This window comes from Leptolyngbya subtilissima AS-A7 (assembly GCF_039962255.1).
Taxonomy (GTDB): domain Bacteria; phylum Cyanobacteriota; class Cyanobacteriia; order Phormidesmidales; family Phormidesmidaceae; genus Nodosilinea.
The window spans coordinates 122170-142835 of record NZ_JAMPKY010000006.1; the positions used below are offsets into that span (position 1 = coordinate 122170).

A 20666-nucleotide genomic window follows, 5' to 3' on the forward strand; every position below is an offset into this window, starting at 1 on the left:
GTAATCCCTCTATTCCTTAGCCTTGCTGACTTCGCGCGGCTCGGGGGAGATGCCTTTGCGTTTCTTGGGTAGGGGCACACCACCCTCAGACACCTCGGGTTCGCTGCTGTGGTGCTCGCGCTGCCAAGCTGGGACAGTCTGGTCGTAGGCCATCTGCAAAGCAGCAGCAGCGACGGTACGCAGGTCGTACTCTTCACTGAGCTGAGACACTATCGGCAAAAATGACGCCAGCCGCTCACTGGTAATTGCCTCGCGCACCTGACTGCGTAGCCGCTCCAGGTTGCGAGCGGCAATTTCAGCCCGGGTGGGAATTTTGACCAGAGTCATAGGCTGCTTAGTATGGCGCTCAATCTGCCGCAGCTTGTACTTTTCTAGGGGTGTCACCAAGGAAATCGCAACACCTTTCTTGCCCGCTCGTCCGGTGCGGCCGATGCGGTGCACGTAGCTCTCCATGGCATCGGGCATGTCGAAGTTGATCACGTGGGTGAGATCGTCAACGTGCAGACCCCGGGCAGCGATATCGGTCGCAACTACCAGCTTCACCTGCTGCTGGCGAAACCGCATCAGCAGCCGTTCACGTTGGGACTGGCTAAGGTCACCGTGGTACTCATCGACGCTGTAGCCCGCCGCTTGAAGCTGGCGGGTGAGATCGCCAGCGGTGCGACGGGTACGCACAAAGATAATTGCGGTTTCGGGATCCTCTAGCTCCAGGATGGGCTGGAGGGCGCGCACCTTGGTCCAGCCCCGGGGCACGATGTAGCTCACCTGCTGAATCTGCTTAGGCGAGGCCTTGGGCGACTGCACCGTGACGGTCACGGGAGACTGCAAAAACTTGGTGGCCAGCTCCCGAATAGCGGGAGCCATGGTGGCAGAGAAGAAGGCCGTTTGCCGCTCGGCGGGGGCTTTGCTGAGAATTTTTTCAACGTCTTGAATAAAGCCCATGTTGAGCATTTCATCGGCTTCGTCAAGCACGAGCCAGCCCAGGCTTTTAAGGTTGAGGCTGCCTCGATTGAGCATGTCGAGCACGCGGCCTGGAGTGCCCACTACAATCTGAGTCCCCCGCCGAAGCTGCTCCTGCTGGCGCTCGATGGACTGGCCGCCGTAGATGGCTAGCACCTTAGGGCGACCGTCGATGCGAAAGCCGCGCATGGCTTGGCACACCTGAATAGCCAGCTCGCGGGTGGGTGTCAGCACTAGCACCTGCACGGCGGGATTACTGGCATCGACCTGCTCCATTAAGGGCAGAGCAAAGGCAGCAGTTTTGCCGGTGCCGGTTTGGGCCTGACCGATCAGGTCTCGCCCTGAGAGCAGGTGAGGAATGGCCTCTGCCTGAATAGCGGTGGGTTCGTCGTAGCCCATGCTTTCGAGATGGCTAACACGGGCTGCAGATAACCCCAAACTGGCAAACGATAAGGTCATGATGATTCCTTGAAGCAGTGGACAAAAAACGAAATATTGATAAAACTCAGCGAGCCAGGCTTAGCAAGGACTCTGCGGATGGGATCGCGACGATTTCGCCAAACAAGTCGTAGGTGTCAGCGGCAGTAATTTTCACAGGGACAATCTGGTTGAGGGGAGCGGTGCCGGTCACGTAGACCAGACCGTCAACCTCAGGAGCAAAGCGATCGCTACGACCGATCGCCATGCCCGTGGCTGGGTTCTCTTGCTCAATCAACACATCTACTACGCGGCCAATGTGGGCGCGGTTATGCTCCCAAGCAATGGGCTGCTGGGCCAGCATGAGCGCCTCACGACGGCGATCGCGCTCGTCCTGGGGTACCTGGTTGGGCAGGCTGTAGGCAGGGGTGCCTTCCTCAGCGGAGAAGCTGAACACGCCAACGTGGTCAAAGCGATGGCGCTCTACAAACTCCAGCAGATGCTCAACGTGGGCCTCGGTTTCACCAGGAAAGCCAACGATAAAGGTGGTGCGCAGCACAGCCTCGGGAAGAGCCTCTTTAATACGGTGGATAACATTGTCGTTAACCTGTCCCTGCCACGGACGGTTCATGGCCCGCAGCACCTCGGGGTGCGAGTGCTGCAGGGGCAGATCGAGGTAGGGCAGCACGTTGGGGGTTTCTCGAATGGCGGCCAGCACCTCGGGAGTGAGGCCGGTGGGGTAGGCGTAGTGCATGCGCACCCAGGGCACGTCTACTTCACCCAACGCCCGCAGCAGCTCGGCCAGGCGAGGCTTGCCGTAGAGGTCCATGCCGTAGTTGGTGGTAATTTGGGAGATCAGAACCAGCTCCTGTACGCCCTCGGCAGCCAGCTGGTGGGCCTCGGCCACGATAGACTCAATGGTGCGCGATCGCTGGTTGCCGCGCAGGTGCGGAATAATGCAGAACGCGCAGCGGTAGTCACAGCCCTCCGCCACCCGCAGGTAGGCCACGCTAGAGGCGGTAGTGCGGTAACGAGGCACGGTTTCATCAGCAATGTAAGTGGGTTCAGGAGAAACAATCTTCACCCGCTCGCCCGCTTCGGCCCGCTCAATCACTTCCACAATGCGGTTGTAGTCGCCAGTGCCGACTAAGGCCACGGCCTCAGGAATTTCTTCTAGCAACTCATTTTGAAAGTGCTGGGCCAGACAGCCTGTGATCACGACTTTCTTTTGAGCAGCAGCCAGCTCAACCAAGGTGCGCACCGACTCTTCCCGCGCTTCTTGGATAAAACTACAGGTGTTGACTACAACGTAGTCGGCCAACTCTTCGTTGGCATCGACTTGATAGCCCGCCTGCACTAGCAAACCGAGCATGTGCTCGGTATCAACCCGGTTTTTTTCGCAGCCCAGGTGGTTAAACGCAACCGTTGGCTTCAGCCCCATGGTGTCTCTCAGTGTGTAACATGCCAATCATGCCAAAAGCTTTGGGTTGTAGAGTAGACTTAACCACGCTAAGCCACTGGTAAACCGTTCCATCTCGGTACCAGCACCACTAACACCATCGCTCAGGCATCCATCAATCCTGTGTTGACGAATTGCCCAGCAAATCTTTTGGCCAATGGCACCAGGGGGCAATACAAATTAACACTCATAAATAATACATCACAAAAGCAGGGGATGGCCTAAATCGCGTCCCCGGGATTGATATGCTGATAGGGTGGGTTGGGCCTGAGTCTGCTGCGGCGGGCTAGGTCAACCTGAAGTTCTATACGTTAGGCGAGTCCAGGCAAAATTCACGTGGACTTAATCAAAGTCTTTAACACCCACAACCCGGTCATTGGGGTATTGCACCTGCTGCCCCTGCCAACGTCTCCCCGCTGGCAGGGAGACCTACAGGCTGTTGTCGATCGCGCCGAGCAGGAGGCCACGGCCCTCGCCTCGGGCGGCGTGCACGGCATTATTGTGGAAAACTTTTTTGACGCCCCTTTTACTAAGGGGGCCGTGGACCCAGCGGTGGTCAGCGCCATGGGTCTGGTGGTGCAGCGCTTGCAGACCCTGGTCACAGTGCCCATCGGTATCAACGTACTGCGCAACGATGCCCGTAGTGCTCTAGCGATCGCCACTTGCACTGGGGCTGCTTTCATTCGGGTCAACGTGCTTACGGGCGTGATGGCTACTGACCAGGGATTGATCGAAGGCTGCGCCCACGATCTGCTGCGCTACCGCAAAGAGCTGGGCAGCTCAGTGCAGATTCTGGCCGATGTGCTGGTCAAGCATGCCCGACCCCTGGGATCGCCCAACCTCACCACGGCGGTGCAGGAGACGATCCACCGAGGTCTGGCGGACGGCATTATTTTGTCGGGCTGGGCGACGGGCAGCCCGCCCAGCCTAGAAGATTTAGAACTGGCTAAGGCTGCAGCGGGCGATCGCCCTGTCTTCATTGGTAGCGGTGCCGATGTCGACAACATCGGCACTCTAATGAAAGCTGCCGACGGCGTAATTGTCGCCAGCTCCCTCAAACGCCAGGGCGACGTTAACCAGCCCATCGATCCCATTCGCGTGGGGCAGTTTGTAGAGGCCATGCAGGAAAGCCTGCAAGCGCTGGAGGGCAATCTCACTCTACCGACCATGGTGGCCTCCTAGGGGTTGCGGCCCATGCCGGAACTGAGGCATTAAGATAGACACTAAACGGGCGGTAACACCCCGCTATTTTGTGTTGCTGTAGAGTTTGGGTTAGCTGTTTTGGAAGAGAGGCGCATCATGAGACGTCGTCGTCAAGAAAGCCGTTGGATTCATCGCTGGTCGCGCTGGCTGGTGGCGGGGATCGCTTTGATTGGTGTTCTGGGTACGGGTTATCTGACCGTTGCCAAGCTGACTGGCGGGGGAACCTGTCCTACAGAAGGGTGCGATCGCGTGCTTTCTAGCCCCTGGGGCACCGTATTTGGCCTACCCCTGACGCTGTTTGGCTGCTTGGCCTACGGCACCATGCTAGTGCTGGCCGTTGCCCCCCTCCTAGTTAACGCCGATACAAACAAACCCCTGCGCCAGAAGCTTGAAACTTGGACCTGGCCGCTGATGTTTATGCTGGCCTCGGCCATGCTGGTGTTTAGCGGCTATTTGATGACGGTGCTGGCCTTTGAGCTACAGGCGGTTTGCCCCTACTGCATTGGCTCGGCGCTGTTCGCCCTCTCCATGTTTGTGATTATTTTGCTGGGCAATCGCTGGGATGACCTAGGTCAGATCGCCTTTATTGGCCTGATTGTGGGTGTCGTCACTATCATCTCTACTCTGGCTGTTTACGCCCCTATCAACGCCGCAGGTAGCCCTAGCAGCAACGTTGCCGGGCAGGCTGGGCCACCGATTACCAGCGCCTCTGGCCCCGCCGAAGTTGCCTTGGCTAACCACCTTAAAGAGGTCGGCGCGACGATGTATGGCGCTTGGTGGTGCCCCCACTGCCACGACCAAAAACAGCTGTTTGGAGCCGAAGCTGCCACCGCAATCAACTATGTAGAATGTGCAGAAGACGGCCAAAATTCTCAGGTCGCTGTGTGTCGATCAAAACCCGAAATCACCGGATTCCCCAGCTGGGAGATCAACGGCGAGTTTTATCCGGGCACCCAAAGCCTGGAGCGTCTGGCGGAGCTGACAAACTACAGCGGGCCAACAAATTTTTAGCGATAGAGGTTCGACCTCATACAAATCGCGCTAGTGCTTTGAACGGCTGGTACCCAAAGACGACCTGGGCACCAGCCGTTTTAGGTTTGACTGTCTACAGTTGTGCACTGGCAAGCTGCACTAAAACTAGATCATGCCTTGGCTGGCGACAGGGTTTAATCAAGAGGCGGGGGCTGATTATGTATAAATCCTATGAGCAAATTTAATGCCAAGTATTTCTATCTCGCGGTTTTGTTGTTTCTGGTTGAAACCTTGATCGCGATTTTTCTAGACGATCGCATCATTCGCCCCCTCATTGGCGATATTTTGGTTGTCGTTCTTATCTACTGCTTCATCAAAGTCTTTTGGCAAATTCGGCCTATCACTGCGGCATTGGGAGTCTTTGCCTTTGCCTGCCTTATTGAAGGGCTGCAATATCTTCAGTTGGTCGATCGCCTCGGACTGCGCGACAACCGGCTGATAGCAACCGTGCTCGGCACCACCTTTGATAGCAAAGACATTTTGGCCTATGCGATCGGTGCTGCCCTAGTGCTGATTGCCGAGTATCGCTCTGCGGCACCTGGCCGATGGAACATGTAGGCTTACCAAACGCCATCGTGCAAACTGTTACTCAACTTTATTTATTTGCCCAGAATAGTTCCGGGCTGTGCGACCCGTCCCATTCTGGGAATGCTGAAGCTAAGCCTGGTTGACCATCAACCGACCAAGGGCCGCACAACATTATTAATGGATTGGAGAAACATGCCTAAACGCAGATTACCGCGTGGTGGTGGTACTCAAGTTGCCTTGAGCCCAGAGCTAGCAGTGGCCATGATTGGTCTATTTTCAGCGTTTGCCGACGGTGAAGTGTCTAGCGATGCAGAAGCCTATGCGCTGGGTGAGATGGTCAGCTGCATCGATCTCTATTCTGAATATACGGAAGAAGACTTTGCCGACTTGGGTGCTGAGATCGGCAACCTCATCAACGAAGCTGGGGTTGAAGCTGTCGTCTCCCAAGCCATTGAGACGATTAAAGATGAGGGCGTAGAAGAAGCCGCCTTTATTATTGCGCTAGTTGTTCTCGTTGCAGACGGCGAAGTGCCCGAAGATGAGCAAGAGTTTATCGATGACTTGCGCCAGGCCCTCCGGATCTCTGTTGAACGAGCCGACGAAATCGTGAGCGAACTTTTCTCTGAAGCAGAGGAAGAGGAAGAATACGACGAGAGCGAAGAAGAAGAGTAAATTCTGTGCAATTCCTGTTAATGGCAAGAAGCTTTATGCCATTGATACGGTGTTTGTAGGCTCTAATAACGCATTAAGTGGGCATTGGGCATGATGGCGTAAGCCTTCTTAACCCAGTGCCCACTAATCTTATCTATTTAGAGAAAAAGCTTCTATTTCTCTTGAGAGTTGGTTATTGTTTCTACAATTTCGTTCTCTTGGGTAATCTCATCGAGGTTGAGTTTCTCTTTGATTAACTCACCAGCTGAGCTTGTAGATTTCTCGTCTGTTTCAGCAGCAGCGGCGGCGGTAGTAGCGGCTCGGTTTTGCCACTCTCGGCGCTGCTCTCTCATCTCACTGAGTTTTTCTTCAGAAATAATTGGCTTTTGGGCTTGAGATTCTGTTTGAGCAGCAAAGCTAGACGATGCTGCTAGGGCTACTAGTGAGCTAGGGGTAGGACTAGCTAGAGCTGTCATTTGGGAGAAGCCAAACAGTGCAACTACAGTCACAAACAGCACTGTAAGGCGCTTGGCGATCATCTTTAATGAGATATACAGCTTACGAGTTGTCATGTTTTTATCCTTCTAAAAGTAGAAATAAAACTGCGCAAAATACCGCTGAGTCACAGATTTTTTCCGTGAAACGGAAATATCTGATAACTATGAAAAAGCGATCAATCAGTCTACAAGCTCACAGCTAATGACTTCTCAGATGTAAGTAGCGTAAGTAAAAATACGGCCTCCAACGTCTTCCTGAAGATAGAAACGGAGCAGAAGGTCGATTTGGTATGACTAAATTGAGGCGTGAACTGGCAGGCAGCAGAGATTGCATCTGCCTAGAGCCGCTAGTTATAAGGAACTGTGAAACCTTGCTTCAGGCATGGTCGTACGAAGGACAAAGAGTTTAGAACTTTGCCGGTTCTCTTCATTACACTTTTCTCGTCAGGTGCGGTGCTGATATTACCGGGGCCAGATGTAGCCCAGATCATCGAGCGCTAAAGGTGTATCAGGAAAGTCGCGTTGGGTAAACTGGCGCACCAACACCACGCCGCCAAAGTGATCGTCGAGGTAGGGGACGCCGTTGCGATCGAGGGCGACGGGGATGATGCGGCCGCTAACGAAGTTGCCCTGGGCATCGAGGTTGGTTTGCAGAATCAGCGAGGTGCCCAGGGGGCCAACGGTAGAGAGGCTGCGGTAGCCGAGGAAATTTCCGAGGGAATAAGCAATCAGCTTGTTGCTGTACAGCTCGATCGCTCTGGGAACGTGGGGACCATGGCCCAGCACTAAGTCGGCTCCGTGGTCAACAACGGCGCGAGAGAAACGCACGACGTTGCCGCGATTTTCGGAGTAGAACAGCTCGTCTTGATCGCGAGTGACGGTGGCATCGGTACCCTCTTTACCGGCGTGGAAGGAGACGACGACGATATCGGCCTGGGCATTGGCGGTCTCTACTAAGGCGATCGCAGCCTCTATATCCTGCACCTGGTTGTGCTCTTGATAGTTGCTAAAGCCGATGAACGCTACGGTTTGCCCCTGGGCTTCGACGTACAGAATTTCGCCTTTGCGGCCCACGGCCTTCATACCCGCCGCTTCGATGTGGGCGATGGTATCGGTAAAGCCCTGCTCAAAGAAATCCATGGAGTGGTTGTTGGCCACGCTCAGAACGTCAAAGCCGGCTTCTTTGAGTACACTGGCGTACCAGGGCGGGGTGCGAAAGGCGAAGGTATTGGCACTGCCTGTATCTTTGGCGCTGCTGGGCACTTCGGTGAGGGTGCTTTCAAAATTGCCGAAGGTAATATCGGCTTCGCCTAGGTGGTATTGAATGCTGCCGAACAGGTATTGCCAGTCTTCGGGTAGCCGGTAGCGCTGGTAGTCAGTACCGGGAATGATGTCGCCCACGGCTTTGATAGTTAGGGCTACGGGAACTGCCAGATCGGGGAGCGCCAAGGCTGCGGTAGATGCTGCCGGCAGCAGGGGCACGATCGCCTGAGACACACCATCTGCTGCAGGGGCAGGTAGTGACTGGGTTGAGCTAGGTACGCGTTGCTGGTCGTAACGCCATTGAGTAACCCCAGCGGCCAAGCCAAACCCGAGCACCATCACTATAGGCAATGCTCTCCAGCGCCAGCGGTGAGGACTAGAGGCCGCTGGCGCTGGCGCTGATTCCACTGAGCGGCGATCGATGGTGGGCGCGATTCCCGCGGCCCGCTCCTCCGGTGACGGCTTATCGGCAAGGGCGGTGACTGAAGGCGTTGAGGCAGCGGCATCTAGGCTAAAGACCTGCTGCCAACGGTGTTCCAGGGGGCGATCGGTGCCATCTACCACCTTGAGTTCGGCGATGTCAGGCAGAGCGAGGGCTGTCACTACGGCGTGAATGCGATCGAGCTGCTGGGACAGTCCATCGCGGTGAGGGGTGGTGAGCAGTACGTAGAGGGTGCGATCGCGCCAAGAAACCTCTACTCGCAGCGCTGGATCATCCAGGGCGGTGGTGAGCAGATCGGCGATCGCGGCCATGTTGCCCCGCTGAGCCTCGGGCCATTGAGACAGTTGGGTCAGGTCAGCAATAGTCACAAACGAAAGGGTATCCAGGCTCCAAAGTTATGCAAATCATACCGGTGGAGCAAAAAGAAATTACTAACCTCACAAAAAACTGCCCTGCTAGACAGAAGCCAACGGGGCAAAGATGGGTCTATAGAACACTGGCAAACTTAGAGGGATCTCCACTTTTGCCACAAGACATAGGACTTTTCAAACATCCTCTCAGCGAATTGCCGAAAGGAAAGTTGTCTCTCTCTGGTCTAGACGACCTCAACAGAGGTAAAAAACACGGTGGATGCATTGCTAATCGCGATCGCCTCAGCTCACGCAACAAAAGCAGGCCCAGATTTAACCTTGCCTACCGAGACTCCAGCACCCCGCCAAAGCTAGAGCCAACAATTCGAGGCTGCCCGTCCAGCATTTGTACCGTGAACGATCGCTGTTCTCGTTGGGTAGAGCCATCGGGATAAACATAGGTGTTCTCGCCCACAAACTCAACGCTGTCGGCAGTTTGCCCCGTCACTCGCAGATTCTCAACTGAAACACGATCAAATTGGGCAAAAAAGCCTGGGTCAAACTGCTGCGCTAGCGGACCGCTAAACTGCGATCGCGCCGCATCCCAAGATTTACTCGAAACATGGCTATATAGAGTTGCCACCGTCGCCTGAGCTGCCTCGGGCGTTAGCTCGCCACCCTCTGGAGCTGGTGGAGCCGGTGGTTCAGGTTCTACAACCTCTTCTTCTGGCGCATCGACCACCTCTGGCTCTGGGGCAGTGGGTGCCTCAGGCTCGGCCTCAGCCGATTCGACAGCTGCCTCGGGGGGTGCGGCAGGCGCTTCCACTTCGGGCTCAGATTCAACGACTGTAGGCTCAGCTTCGGCCGGTGCCTCAGCGGAGGGAGTCGTGGCCACAGGGGTTTCAGCCTCTGGGTCTGAGGAGGCTGAGCGCCACGCCTGCCAGCCGAGCAGACCGGCAATCGCCAGCACAGACGCCGCCAAGGCTCCTGCCGCTAAGGGCAACCAGCTAGCTGACGACGACTCTCGCCGCTGCATCGGCGCCTTAGCTGCTGGCACCCTAGCTGCCGGCACCTGAGCCGCTGGCACCTGGGCTGCTGCTGTCAGCTGAGTTCGTTCTCGCGGCCGCCCTACCGCCACGGTGGCAACAGTGGTGCGGGGAGACTGCCCTTGGGGCGTCGGAGCAGCTGGCACATACCGACTCAGAGCTGGGGGCAATTTTCTTAAGTCAGCCAGAGCCTCGACAGCGGTGGTATAGCGGGTGCGAAAGTCGTAGCGCACCATCACCTCCAACACATCCAGCAAGGCAGGATTAGCCTGGGGCGCGTAGTGCTGCCAATCTAGCTCACCGCTATGGGGGTCGGGATGCAGCTCGGTCGGCGGGTAGCCGGTCAGGGCCTGAATGCCTAAAATTCCAACGGCATAGATATCGCTGCTGAACTGCGGCCGTCCGGCCACCTGCTCACTGGGCATATACCCTTGAGTGCCAATGGAGATGGTGTGGCTGAGGCCAGAGCGCAGGGCGGTGGCCTGGGCGCTCACCTGCTTGACTGCGCCAAAGTCAATCAGGACGAGGCGGCGATCGCTGGCGCGGCGGATCAAATTCGAGGGCTTGATGTCGCGATGGATGACACCGTGGGAATGAACAAAGGCCAAAATTCCTAGCAAATCGCCCAGGAAGGCGGCGACCTGGGCCTCGGTCCAGGGGATGCCCAGTTCCTCTGCCAGGGAGTGACCTTCGATTAGCTCCTGCGCCAGGTAAAACTCTTGCCCTTCCTCAAAGTGGGCCAGCAGTCCCGGAATCTGCGGGTGCGTCCCCAGCTTATAGAGGGTCTGAGCCTCAGTATCAAACAGCCGCCGCGCCGTTTGCAGCTCTTCAGCACTGGTCACCTGAGGCTTGAGCTGCTTTACCACGCAGAGCGGATGCCCCGGCAGATGCAGGTCTTGGGCGCTAAAGGTTTGACCAAAACCCCCAGAGCCCAAGGGCTGCACGAGCCGATAGCGGCCCCCCAGCGGTCTAGATTCTGGCGGAAGGTTGGGAAACGAAGCGGTCATAGCCATGGACGAGTGACGTTTGAACTATTAGACGACAGTCTAGCGGGTATCGTTACCCCCCCTAGGGTAGCGCTCAGCAGCATAACCCTAAATATAGCGATGGCCACAGATGCCGACTTGGCCGATTTTAGGGTGACGCACGGAACCGTCGGCGGGTTCCCGAGGGAGGCCACGGGGTGACGGCAAAAGAATAAAAATAGAAGAGCGAAAAAGGTTCGCTAGATTGAATCGTAATAGCTTGGCCGTTCCAACCCGACTTCACTAGCTGTAGGCTTTCAGAACTGCTAGAGCTATAGAAATTCGCCCTAAAATAGGTTCGCCAAAGTCATCGGCTCCAAGTTTTGGTTGCAAAACATGGAAATCGAACCCTATGCCTCTCACCACCTCGATGCAGTTGTTCGGCTGGCGCTGCGGGTCTGGGCACCCGTCTTTGATTCAATTCAAACCACAATGAATGCCGAGGTGTATCAAGCGTTCTATCCCGATCAGTGGCGGAGGAGTCAGCAAAAGGCTGTCGAGGACGTCTGCGCTGGAGAAGACACCCATGTGTGGGTTGCCAAAGACGCCGATTTTGTTGTGGGGTTTGTCGCCGTCAAGCTGCACCCGGCAGACAGTATGGATGAGATCTATATGGTTGCCGTCGATCCAGAGTTTCAGGGTCGTGGCATTGGCAGCGCTCTGACAAACTTTGCTCTGGGCTGGATGAAAGAGGCTGGCATGGCGATCGCGATGGTTGAGACCGGTGGTGATCCTGGCCATGCCCCAGCCCGACATACTTACGAAAAGGCAGGCTTTGATCTGTGGCCAGTCGCTAGATACTTCAAAAAGCTCTAGTGCGATCGCCGCCACCCCGGTCTGTGGCACCATGCTCACACTCTGGGCCAAGCAGATTCTCTAGAAGCCATTTCCTTTGCCCCAGCCCCTACTCCAGCGACTCGCGATAGCGCGCCAGCAGGGGCTGCAAAAAGTCGTAGCCATCGACGCCAATCACGGCGAGAAACTGGCGACGGTGGTCGGCGAGAATGCCCTCAAAGGTCTCTGGCCCCAGTTGCCCATAGAGAATGCTGAGCAGGGCCGCGGGCTGCCGCCATTCGGGGGAGTCGATCTGGTGATGCAGGTACATGCCGAGGCAGCCGCTGAGCACCGCTTGTTCGAGGTTGCCATCGCCCTGGTAGGCGGCGGCGAGGTGGGCAAAATTGGAGGCCATTAGAAAGCGATCGCCGATTGCCTGGGCTACCTGGAGTCCTTGCTGGAGAGACTCGATCGCATCCCGATATTGCCCGAGCTTTAGCTGGGCGATGCCGAGACTGTTGGCGCAGAGGGCCTGGCTGGGGCGATCGCCCACCTGCTCCGACAGCGCTAGCCCCTGCTCTAGGTAGCTGAGCACGGTTTCGTACTGTTCGGCTTCCAGCAGTTGAGACTGACCCTGGGCGACCTGACTGTAGCCCACGTTGGCCAGGGCGTTGGCTTGACCGATGCGATCACCGCTCTGGCGGGCCAAAATCAGCGCCCGCTGGCTGTGACCCTGGGCGGTCTCAAAGTCTTGCTGGGCCACCGAGGTGCGACTGAGATGGTTGAGACTGGCGATTTCGCAAGGCACATCGTGGGCCTCGCGGGCCACCTCCAGGGCCTGCTGGTGAAAGCGCTGGGCCTGGCTATAGTTGCCCAGCGCCCGCTGTGAATAGCCCAGCAGGGTGAGAATGCGGGCTTTTACCGCCGTGTTGGGCACGGCTTGCAGGGGTTGATCAAGATACTCTAGCAGGGCGCGGAGGGGTTCCCCAGATAAAGCGGTAAATAGACCGCCGTAGAGTGGGAAATAGCTCTGGTTAGCAAACTGCCGCAGCCCCTGGAGCGCCAGCTGAAACGAGCCCGTCGACAGAATGCGCTGCCCTTGCTGGCCCAGGCGGTCAGAGATCTGTCCCCAGACCACGGCAAAGGTGAGAAAGGTCGCGATCGACAGCCGCTTGCCAGATTGGGGGTCGTAGGGCTGGCGATCGAACCAGTTCACCAGGGCCAGCTGCAGGCGCTGCAAAACCACCCCCCAGGCAATCCAGTCGGTCACGGCTAGGGGAGCCGTCACGCCAGCGGCAGTGACCGTTTGATGCTGAGCCAGATCAACAAACAGGCGTTTTAGCGCCAGGTTATTCACAATTTTGCCCCAGTGCTGCCACGGACCAGACTGCTCGCCAGGTTCACTAAAGCCCAGCTGCTGGCCCTGGGCATAGATCCACCCCACCACGTCGCCTTCGAGCTGCTGCCAAGCGGCCAGCCCCTGGTCAAGCCCATCAGCCAGGGTAGCCAGGGCTGGGGCAGTCTCGGCAGCTGAGACCGATTCGGACGGCACAGGAGCCTGCTTGAGTGCCCGCACCAGCTGTCCCAGCTGTTCTCGAGAGAGGGGCTGATCGCGGTTGGGGTCAAGGGCGGCGAGGAGGCGAGACAGCCGTTCTTCAGGCGGTGCGTTGAGAATTTCGGCTTCTACGCCAGTCAGCACCGCTGTAGCCTGGTTGCCGGCCTGCCAGCGCTCCCATTCACCCTGAATAGTGCGGAGGGCACGCTGTTGGCGCAGGGCTTTGGCCTGCTTAAATTCGTCACTGCCGGGGGCCAGGTCAGGCTCTAGAGCCGCCAGCGTCGTGGCCAAGGCCCGCTCAAACAGTTCGCCACCGCCCGGCTCGATGCCTGCTTGCAGCATGCGGTAGACCTGCTGTTTTGACTGAATTTTGCCCTTGAGGGTAGCGGCCACTATGTCATCAATGAGGGCCTGGTAGGGTTGAGCCATAGATCGCCATGCCGTTAAAACTGTGGAGGAGCCGTTGCCCAAGTGTGCCACAGATTTTTCTGAGATTCAGCCCGCTAGCGGTAGAGTGCCATAGCCGGTGAAGCCTGGGCTAGGACAGCCTAAAACGCCAGGATTCAGGCCCATCGAGTATTTTTTCGTTTTTCGCTCTTCTACTTTCTTTTTTTGCCACAAGGAAACAAAGCCCGGCGAAATCCTAGGGTAAGGTAGCCTGGGAAAAGCGCATTCAATTCCCTTAAAGCTATGGGTGGGGTTCCGTGGAGCACGACCCACGCTGGGGTGCATCGGCTGCTGAAAGTTCGTCCGCTGCTACCGCGAGGGGCGACAGGGTTGTTGGCGGTCTCGGGCGGGCAAGATTCGGTGTGCCTGCTCAAACTGCTGGTCGATCTGCGGCCCAAGTGGAGCTGGCAGCTACGGGCGGTGCACTGCGATCACCGCTGGCGGCCCGACTCGGCGGCCAACGCCAATTTTGTGCGGCAGCTCTGCGAAGGTTGGGGCGTTCCCTGTGAGGTGGTTACCGCCGATGCCGACTACGCCACCGAGGCCCAGGCTCGGCACTGGCGCTATTGGGTGTTTGAAGTTTTGGCCAGACAAGCACGCTGTAGCCACGTGGTGACGGGGCATACGGCAAGCGATCGCACCGAAACCCTGCTCTACAACCTGCTGCGGGGCAGCGGCACCGATGGCCTTCAAGCCCTGGCCTGGCAGCGGCCCCTCTCCCAAGACAGCCCCGTTGCCGTGGTGCGCCCCCTGCTCGGGCTGACGCGTCAGCAGACCGGAGAGTTTTGCCGCCAGTTTGACCTTCCCATCTGGCCCGATGCCACCAACCAAGACACCGGCTATGCCCGCAACCGCATTCGCCTAGAGCTATTGCCCTACCTGCAACAGCACTTCAACCCCGGGGTAGACGTGACCCTGGCCCATACAGCGGAACTGCTCACCGCTGAGGTTGAGCTGCTAGAGACGATGGCAGGCGAGTTGTATGGGGCATCGGTTTCCTTTCCCACTGGAGATAGCGAAGCGTGGAGAGTTCAGCGATCGCCCCTCAAAACCGCGCCGTTGGCCCTCCAGCGGCGGGTGCTGCGGCGGCTGCTTCAGCAGGTGACCCCAGCTCAGATCAGCTTTGAGCATGTTGAGAAACTCGTCGCCCTGCTTGCCGCCCCGCAGGGCAGCCAGAGCGATCCCTTCCCCGGTGGGCTGGTTGCCGTGGTGGAGGGCGACTGGCTGGTGCTAAAGCCATCCCACGCTATGTGAGGCTGCGGCATGGGATGGTGGAGGTTCTAGAATGGCAGTAGTTCTATTCACCTTGTCTACGCGGGCTAACCCATGACTTTACCCCCCGCACTACGCTATCGCTTGGTCCGCCTGCAATTCTTGGGGCGATCGCTTAATCGCCCGACGGTGTGGGGCGGCCTTGGCCTGCTGGGGCTGCTAGCCGTGGCCGTGCCCCAGTACTGGCGCAATCCCGAGTGGCGCAGTCAGTACAACCCCGCCGTTGACAGTGCCGCCGTTGACCCCAACACCAATGTGGGCGATTTATCGAGCGACGATTTGGCCGATCTGGCCGAAATTGACAATTTAGCTGTGTTGCTTGACCAAATGCAGCCCACCACGGCTACGGCTTTAGAGGAGGAGGAGGTGCGATCGCCCAACACTGATGCCCTGGCGCTGCCCACCGCGACAGAAGAGCAGCAGGCCCCCACTAGCCCCTTTGCCAACTATTTAGAGCGCAGCCGCTTTCGATTTAGCCCCTCAGCCAGCGGCAGCGAAGCCAATCTAGATGCCACCCGATCGCTTGGTCCTTCGTCAGTCGATCTGGCAGCGTCTGGCGAGAACGCACTACAACCCAGCGCCCTGCAACAAGCGCTCAACCAGCGCCGTGCCAACACCGTTCCTCCCTCCGAGACAGTATCCGAAGAGCGCAATCCGGTAGCTGAAGCTGCCCCTACCGACAATCTCACGTCCTCGCCCTGGATGGTCGAAGGCAGTCTGCCTGGGGTAGACCAACGATTTATTCGCACCACCCCACAAATGTCGCCACCGCCGGGGACAACAGGTTATACATTGCCGCCAACGCTAGCGCCTAGCCCAGCCGCAGTTGCGCCAGCGGCGCCAGTGGCGCCAGCTGCGCTCAACTTAAACCTTGGGGCTCCAGCCGCCACGCCCTCTGCGGGGGTAACGGCGCAGCCTACGTCTGGTGTGCCAAGCAATGTCCCTAGCTCCACTCTTCAACCAGAACCTGCTCCCTTCTCAGCGCCAAGGCCACCCGGCGTTTACACTGGCAACGGCTATATCAACACGTTCTCAGACCCAAGCGGGCCAGCAAATTAGACAAAAGCGACAGCCTGATTAACCCTTTCAGGCGGTTCACTCGGAAGTTCAACGGTGAAGTACGCATCGAAGCATACTGACACGGCTTATTTCTCAATACAAAAAGAGGATGACTAGGCCTCTACCCAGTCATCCTCACTAAGAATTTCAAAAGATGGCGGATCTAGTCAGCGTTTGACTCTGGGTAAGGGTCACTCAGTTGCTCAGTCTCGGGGCAATCTTCAGAGACATTAATCTCGACATCGCCTCGGGGGACAGCGGCGAGGCGCTTGGTGACTGCGCCAATGCTCTCTAGACGCACCATTTCTTCCCAAGAGCAAATCTCGTCTTCTTCCTCAGTTTCGTAGCGAAAAGTGACCAGATCGCCTTCAATGTCTAAAATCTTCGCCCGCTCAATCCAACGCTGTTGATCCCGTAGAAAAATCCACACATCTTGACCATCACAACAGAGTTGATAGATCTTGCGGTGTAGCATAATCGCGGCTCCTTCACAGGTAACATCAACGCTCATATCGCTTCACTAGCGGAGGGGAGCGCTCACCCAGCTGAAACGAGGTTGCCCTACATCATAGGCCTTGCCTTACCACGTAGTTGTGCCCTCGCTCTGGCTAAACTACGCATCAGCAGTTTGGGTAGATGACCAGCAGCTACTGGTCGTAGCTAATCCTGGTTCTGTACCTTAACATTCCCCGAGGCATTCATTCTTCTCATATCAGTGAAGCGAAGACTGTAGTGTAACAAGCCTTACGTTCGCTTGCCCACAGGGGGCTGGGGCAGAGCGCTATAGTGAGAAATTAGCCCTATTCTCGGTCTTGCCCTATGCTGCTGCACCTCTGCACCTGGCCCGAAGTTGAGGCCTACCTGACTCAGTCGTCGGGCATTATTTTGCCGATTGGTTCTACAGAACAGCACGGCCCCACTGGCCTGATTGGCACTGACGCCATCTGTGCCGAGGTGGTGGCCAAGGGCGTAGGAGAAGCCGCCAATGCCCTGGTTGGCCCCACCATCAACGTCGGCATGGCGCTGCACCACACGGCCTTTCCCGGCTCTATGACCCTGCGCCCCAGCACGCTCATCGCCGTCATTTTGGATTACCTCACACCCCTGGTGCGCCACGGCTTTACTCGGTTCTTTTTTGTCAATGGCCACGGCGGCAATATCGCTACTCTGAAGGCGGCCTTTGCCGAAGCCTACACTGCCCTAGCCCATGACCAAATTCCCAATGCTGAGCGGGTGCGCTGCAAGACGGCCAACTGGTTTATGGCGCGATCGGTCTACACTCTCGCGAAGGAACTCTACGGCGACCAAGAAGGCTCCCACGCTACCCCCAGCGAGGTGGCTCTAACTCAGTACGCCTATCCTGATTTCATTAAGCAGGCTCCGCTAGAGCCGCAGGTAGCTCCGTCGGGCCATGCGATCTACAGCCCGACAGACTTTCGCTTGCGCTACCCCGATGGCCGCATGGGCTCGAACCCGGCTCTAGCCACCCCCGAGCATGGGCAGCAGCTCTACGAGGCAGCGGTGAAAGAACTCACCAGCGACTATCTGGCGTTTTTAGCGGCAGAGTAAAGGTCGATACGCCTCATAAATGACTGACACCGTCAATTCTCTCAATGGCATTCCTATTCGCCTGCCTGACGAGCGGTGGCAACATATCATTCAACGCCATGCTGACATTGCCGACCGGAAGGACTTGGTTCTAGGAGCGATCGCAGCACCAGAGCGTTTGCTGGCAGGCAACGAGGGTGCATTGATGGCCATTCAAACGCTAGAGATTGGTAAGTGGCTTGTAGTCATTTATAAAGAAACGCAGCAGGATGGCTTTGTGGTGACCGCGTTCTCAACTCGCAAGGCAAACTCACTCAACCGGAGACAGCAGCTATGGCTATAGCCAACTATCAAGAAGCCCTACCTTACCTCAGATTTTTGCCCCTGCTGCACGATCTGCCTAAGCAGCCTTTCTTTGTGGTGTATGACGCGCAGGCTGATGTTCTCTATATTGACTTCAACAATCCGCCTCAGTCTGCGGGCGATAGCGAAATCACCGATGATGACATTGTGATCCGCTACAACGATGCCGAAGCCATCGTTGGACTGACTATCCTCAATGCAAGTCAGCGTTAGTGGAGGGAATGCCATCTGGGGCAGTAACAGGCCTAAGCTGCCCTTTTCCCAGGGCAATGCCGATAAGGGATGTGCTTGATCTGCACTGTGATACTGCAATGTCGGGCGATGCTATAGCAATGCAAGGCGGTGACAGGCTTAATTTTTGACTGCACGACATTGCCAGCTTAGACATTCTCAGTGCTAAAAGTTTAAGGCTCTGGCATCTGCCAGTTGGGGTTGATCAAGCTGGTCATCACGTGGTCTTGCCACTGGCCGTCGATGAATAGGTAGTCGCGGGCAATGCCTTCGATCTGAAAGCCTAGCCGTTTGAGCACGTTGGCGCTGCGGTGGTTGTGGGGCATATAGTTGGCCATTACCCGGTGCAGATTGAGATTGTCAAAGGCGTAGGCAACGATCGCCTTGCCAGCCTCGGTCATATAGCCTTGGCCCTGGTGCTCAGCAGAGAGGCCATAGCCCAAGGTAGCCCCCTGAAACGCGCCGCGAATGATGGTGTTGAGATTGATGGTGCCCATCACCTGGCTCGGCTCATCGCGAGAAAAGATAAACAGCTTCACCGCCTGACCAGAGTAGAAATCGTTGCGGCGGGCATTCAGCACATTTCGCCAAAAGTCTGGGGTGTAAAAGTCGTCTGGCCGCTGGGGCTCAAAGGGTTGTAGATAGTCGCTGTTGTCGTGGTAGTAGCGCAAAATCTCGGTAATGTCGCTGGGTTTGCCAAGCCGCAGCCGCAGCCGTGGGGTGTTGAGCGTGGGCTCTTGAGTGATCATTGATGCCCATAGTAGTGGCCCACCGAGGTTTGAGCTGAGCAATGGAGTGCCATCCTGCGGTGAGAGGAGCATTGCTATGGTGCCATAGGAGGGGGTAAGGGAGACGGGGAAGTGAGGGAGGTGAGGAAGATGGGGCGGGCAGGCTTTTTCGGTATAGTAGGGGTCTGCAAAATCGAGGATGGAGAGCTATGGCGCGCCTGGCACTGTTGAGCGTATCGGATAAAACCGGGCTGGTAGAATTAGCCAAAACTTTGGTAGAAGAGTTTGGCTTTGACCTAGTCAGCAGCGGCGGTACGGCGAAGGCGATCGCAGCGGCAGGCCTCCCCGTCACCAAAGTCTCTGACTACACCGGCTCACCCGAAATCCTTGGCGGACGCGTCAAGACGCTGCACCCCAAAATCCACGGCGGCATTTTGGCGCGGCAAGACCTGGCCGAAGACCAGAAAGATTTGGCCGACAATGGCATTCGCCCCCTAGATCTGGTGGTGGTGAACCTCTACCCTTTTGAGCAGACGATCGCAAAAGAAGGCGTGACCATGGCCGATGCGATCGAGAATATCGACATCGGCGGGCCAGCCATGCTGCGGGCGGCCGCCAAAAACCACGCCCACCTGACCGTGCTATGCAGTGCCGAGCAGTATGAGCCTTATCTGGAGGCGCTACGCGCTAGCGATGGCCAGGTGCCGCTAGAGTTTCGCCAAGAGTGTGCGCGGGCGGCGTTTTGGCACACGGCCAGCTACGACCAGGCGATCGCTACCTACCTCACCGCATCCACTAGCGAACCAGATACCCTACCTCAGCAGTGGGCCATGACGGGTCGCCAGCAGGCGACATTGCGCTACGGCGAGAATCCTCACCAGACCGCTGCCTGGTATCGCACGGGTTCCACTCCCACTGGGTGGGCTGGGGCCGAGCAGCTCCAGGGCAAAGAGCTGAGCTACAACAATCTGGTAGATCTCGAGGCAGCGCGGCGGATTATTGCCGAGTTCCCCAGCGATCGCCCCGCCGCCGCCGTGCTCAAGCACACCAACCCCTGCGGTGTGGGGATGGGCGATACGCTAGCTAGCGCCTACCGCCGCGCCTACGATGCCGACGATGTCTCGGCCTTTGGCGGCATTGTGGTGCTCAATCGCCCCATCGATGCCGACACCGCCGAGCAGCTGACGGGTACGTTTTTAGAGTGCATTGTGGCTCCGGGGTGCGATCGCGCCGCCCAAGACATCCTCGCCAAAAAGCAAAACCTGCGAGTGCTGGTGCTAGAGGATCTACTGACCGGGCCAACCCAGGTGGTGAATGCGATCGCAGGCGGCTTCTTGCTCCAGGCTCCCGACACCTACCGCGACGACCCCGCTACCTGGCAGATTGTTACGGAGGCCAAGCCCACCGAGGCCGAGCTGGCCGAAATGCTGTTTGCTTGGCGGGTGGTGAAGCATGTGAAATCGAATGCGATCGTCGTCACTCACCAGCAGCAAACCCTCGGCATTGGGGCCGGGCAGATGAACCGCGTGGGCTCCGTCAGCATCGCCCTAGCGCAGGCGGGGGCAAAAGCCCAAGGCGCGGTGCTAGCCAGCGATGGCTTCTTTCCCTTCGACGACTCGGTGCGCACCGCCGCCGCTGCAGGCATTCGGACGGTGGTGCAGCCCGGCGGTAGCCGCCGCGACGACGACTCGATTAAAGCGGCCAACGAGCTGGGCCTGATTATGGCCATGACCGGCGTACGGCATTTCCTGCATTAGAAATTGTCCAGTGGTGCATCGCTGCGCGGATGCACCCTGCTTAGAAGAATGGAGCTACC

Annotated in this window: 19 protein-coding genes; 11 read left to right on the plus strand and 8 right to left on the minus strand. The window is 57.4% G+C overall.

The annotated features are described in order from the left end of the window. Window positions 1-9 precede the first annotated feature (9 nt). Together NC979_RS14315 and rimO are read right to left on the minus strand one after the other, a co-directional pair. Entirely contained in the window at window positions 10-1419 is a 1410-nt protein-coding gene (locus NC979_RS14315; protein ID WP_190515074.1) for a DEAD/DEAH box helicase, read from the minus strand. Window positions 1420-1465: 46 nt separating this feature from the next. Then, entirely contained in the window at window positions 1466-2818 is a 1353-nt protein-coding gene (rimO, locus tag NC979_RS14320; protein WP_190515076.1) for a 30S ribosomal protein S12 methylthiotransferase RimO, read from the minus strand. A 354-nt stretch (window positions 2819-3172) separates the two neighbouring features. On the opposite strand from rimO, the gene btpA reads away from it, so the two are divergent. From btpA to NC979_RS14340, 4 genes are all read left to right on the plus strand, one after another. Then, window positions 3173-4018, plus strand: coding sequence for a photosystem I biogenesis protein BtpA (btpA, locus tag NC979_RS14325; RefSeq protein ID WP_190515079.1), 846 nt, complete (start codon window positions 3173-3175; stop codon window positions 4016-4018). Window positions 4019-4135: 117 nt separating this feature from the next. Then, window positions 4136-5050: a vitamin K epoxide reductase family protein gene (locus NC979_RS14330; protein ID WP_190515081.1), complete on the plus strand. Its 915-nt coding sequence runs from the start codon at window positions 4136-4138 to the stop codon at window positions 5048-5050. Window positions 5051-5242: 192 nt separating this feature from the next. Beyond that, on the plus strand, window positions 5243-5629 hold the full coding sequence (locus tag NC979_RS14335; RefSeq protein ID WP_190515083.1) for a ribosomal maturation YjgA family protein: 387 nt from the start codon (window positions 5243-5245) through the stop codon (window positions 5627-5629). Window positions 5630-5719: 90 nt separating this feature from the next. Then, a complete protein-coding gene (locus tag NC979_RS14340; RefSeq protein WP_190515086.1) occupies window positions 5720-6271 on the plus strand; it encodes a tellurite resistance TerB family protein in 552 nt (183 codons plus the stop codon). 152 nt (window positions 6272-6423) lie between these two features. Here NC979_RS14340 and NC979_RS14345 read toward each other — a convergent pair whose 3' ends face one another. From NC979_RS14345 to NC979_RS14355, 3 genes are all read right to left on the minus strand, one after another. Then, window positions 6424-6822 carry a hypothetical protein gene (locus tag NC979_RS14345; protein ID WP_190515088.1) on the minus strand — a complete coding sequence of 133 codons (399 nt, stop codon included), beginning with the start codon at window positions 6820-6822 and terminating at the stop codon, window positions 6424-6426. Between the two features lie 387 nt (window positions 6823-7209). Next, a complete protein-coding gene (locus tag NC979_RS14350; RefSeq protein WP_199308656.1) occupies window positions 7210-8820 on the minus strand; it encodes a CapA family protein in 1611 nt (536 codons plus the stop codon). Between the two features lie 325 nt (window positions 8821-9145). Continuing rightward, window positions 9146-10855: a serine/threonine-protein kinase gene (locus NC979_RS14355; RefSeq protein ID WP_190515091.1), complete on the minus strand. Its 1710-nt coding sequence runs from the start codon at window positions 10853-10855 to the stop codon at window positions 9146-9148. Window positions 10856-11209: 354 nt separating this feature from the next. Between NC979_RS14355 and NC979_RS14360 the strand changes: the two genes are divergently transcribed. Further along, window positions 11210-11689, plus strand: coding sequence for a GNAT family N-acetyltransferase (locus NC979_RS14360; protein WP_190515093.1), 480 nt, complete (start codon window positions 11210-11212; stop codon window positions 11687-11689). Window positions 11690-11777: 88 nt separating this feature from the next. Here NC979_RS14360 and NC979_RS14365 read toward each other — a convergent pair whose 3' ends face one another. After that, entirely contained in the window at window positions 11778-13631 is a 1854-nt protein-coding gene (locus tag NC979_RS14365) for a tetratricopeptide repeat protein (RefSeq protein ID WP_190515095.1), read from the minus strand. Between the two features lie 261 nt (window positions 13632-13892). Between NC979_RS14365 and tilS the strand changes: the two genes are divergently transcribed. Both tilS and NC979_RS14375 read left to right on the plus strand, forming a co-directional pair. After that, window positions 13893-14903, plus strand: coding sequence for a tRNA lysidine(34) synthetase TilS (gene tilS / locus NC979_RS14370; RefSeq protein WP_190515098.1), 1011 nt, complete (start codon window positions 13893-13895; stop codon window positions 14901-14903). 72 nt (window positions 14904-14975) lie between these two features. Then, window positions 14976-15980, plus strand: coding sequence for a hypothetical protein (locus NC979_RS14375; protein ID WP_190515101.1), 1005 nt, complete (start codon window positions 14976-14978; stop codon window positions 15978-15980). Window positions 15981-16143: 163 nt separating this feature from the next. Here NC979_RS14375 and NC979_RS14380 read toward each other — a convergent pair whose 3' ends face one another. Then, window positions 16144-16491, minus strand: a complete 348-nt coding sequence (locus NC979_RS14380; protein WP_431191067.1) for a DUF6679 family protein — start codon at window positions 16489-16491, stop codon at window positions 16144-16146. 308 nt (window positions 16492-16799) lie between these two features. Here NC979_RS14380 and NC979_RS14385 point away from each other — a divergent pair, with 308 nt between their 5' ends. The 3 genes from NC979_RS14385 to NC979_RS14395 are packed head-to-tail and all read left to right on the plus strand — an operon-like array spanning window position 16800 to window position 18104. Further along, window positions 16800-17549, plus strand: a complete 750-nt coding sequence (locus NC979_RS14385) for a creatininase family protein (protein ID WP_190515104.1) — start codon at window positions 16800-16802, stop codon at window positions 17547-17549. Between the two features lie 19 nt (window positions 17550-17568). Continuing rightward, entirely contained in the window at window positions 17569-17871 is a 303-nt protein-coding gene (locus tag NC979_RS14390; protein WP_190515107.1) for a hypothetical protein, read from the plus strand. Then, complete coding sequence (locus NC979_RS14395; protein WP_190515110.1) at window positions 17862-18104, plus strand: DUF2283 domain-containing protein; 243 nt, start codon at window positions 17862-17864, stop codon at window positions 18102-18104. Before NC979_RS14390 ends, NC979_RS14395 begins: the two co-directional genes overlap by 10 nt. Window positions 18105-18295: 191 nt before the next feature. Here NC979_RS14395 and NC979_RS14400 read toward each other — a convergent pair whose 3' ends face one another. Then, complete coding sequence (locus tag NC979_RS14400; RefSeq protein WP_199308658.1) at window positions 18296-18943, minus strand: GNAT family N-acetyltransferase; 648 nt, start codon at window positions 18941-18943, stop codon at window positions 18296-18298. Window positions 18944-19059: 116 nt separating this feature from the next. Between NC979_RS14400 and purH the strand changes: the two genes are divergently transcribed. After that, complete coding sequence (gene purH / locus NC979_RS14405) at window positions 19060-20607, plus strand: bifunctional phosphoribosylaminoimidazolecarboxamide formyltransferase/IMP cyclohydrolase (RefSeq protein WP_190515112.1); 1548 nt, start codon at window positions 19060-19062, stop codon at window positions 20605-20607. The last annotated feature ends 59 nt before the right edge of the window (window positions 20608-20666 follow it).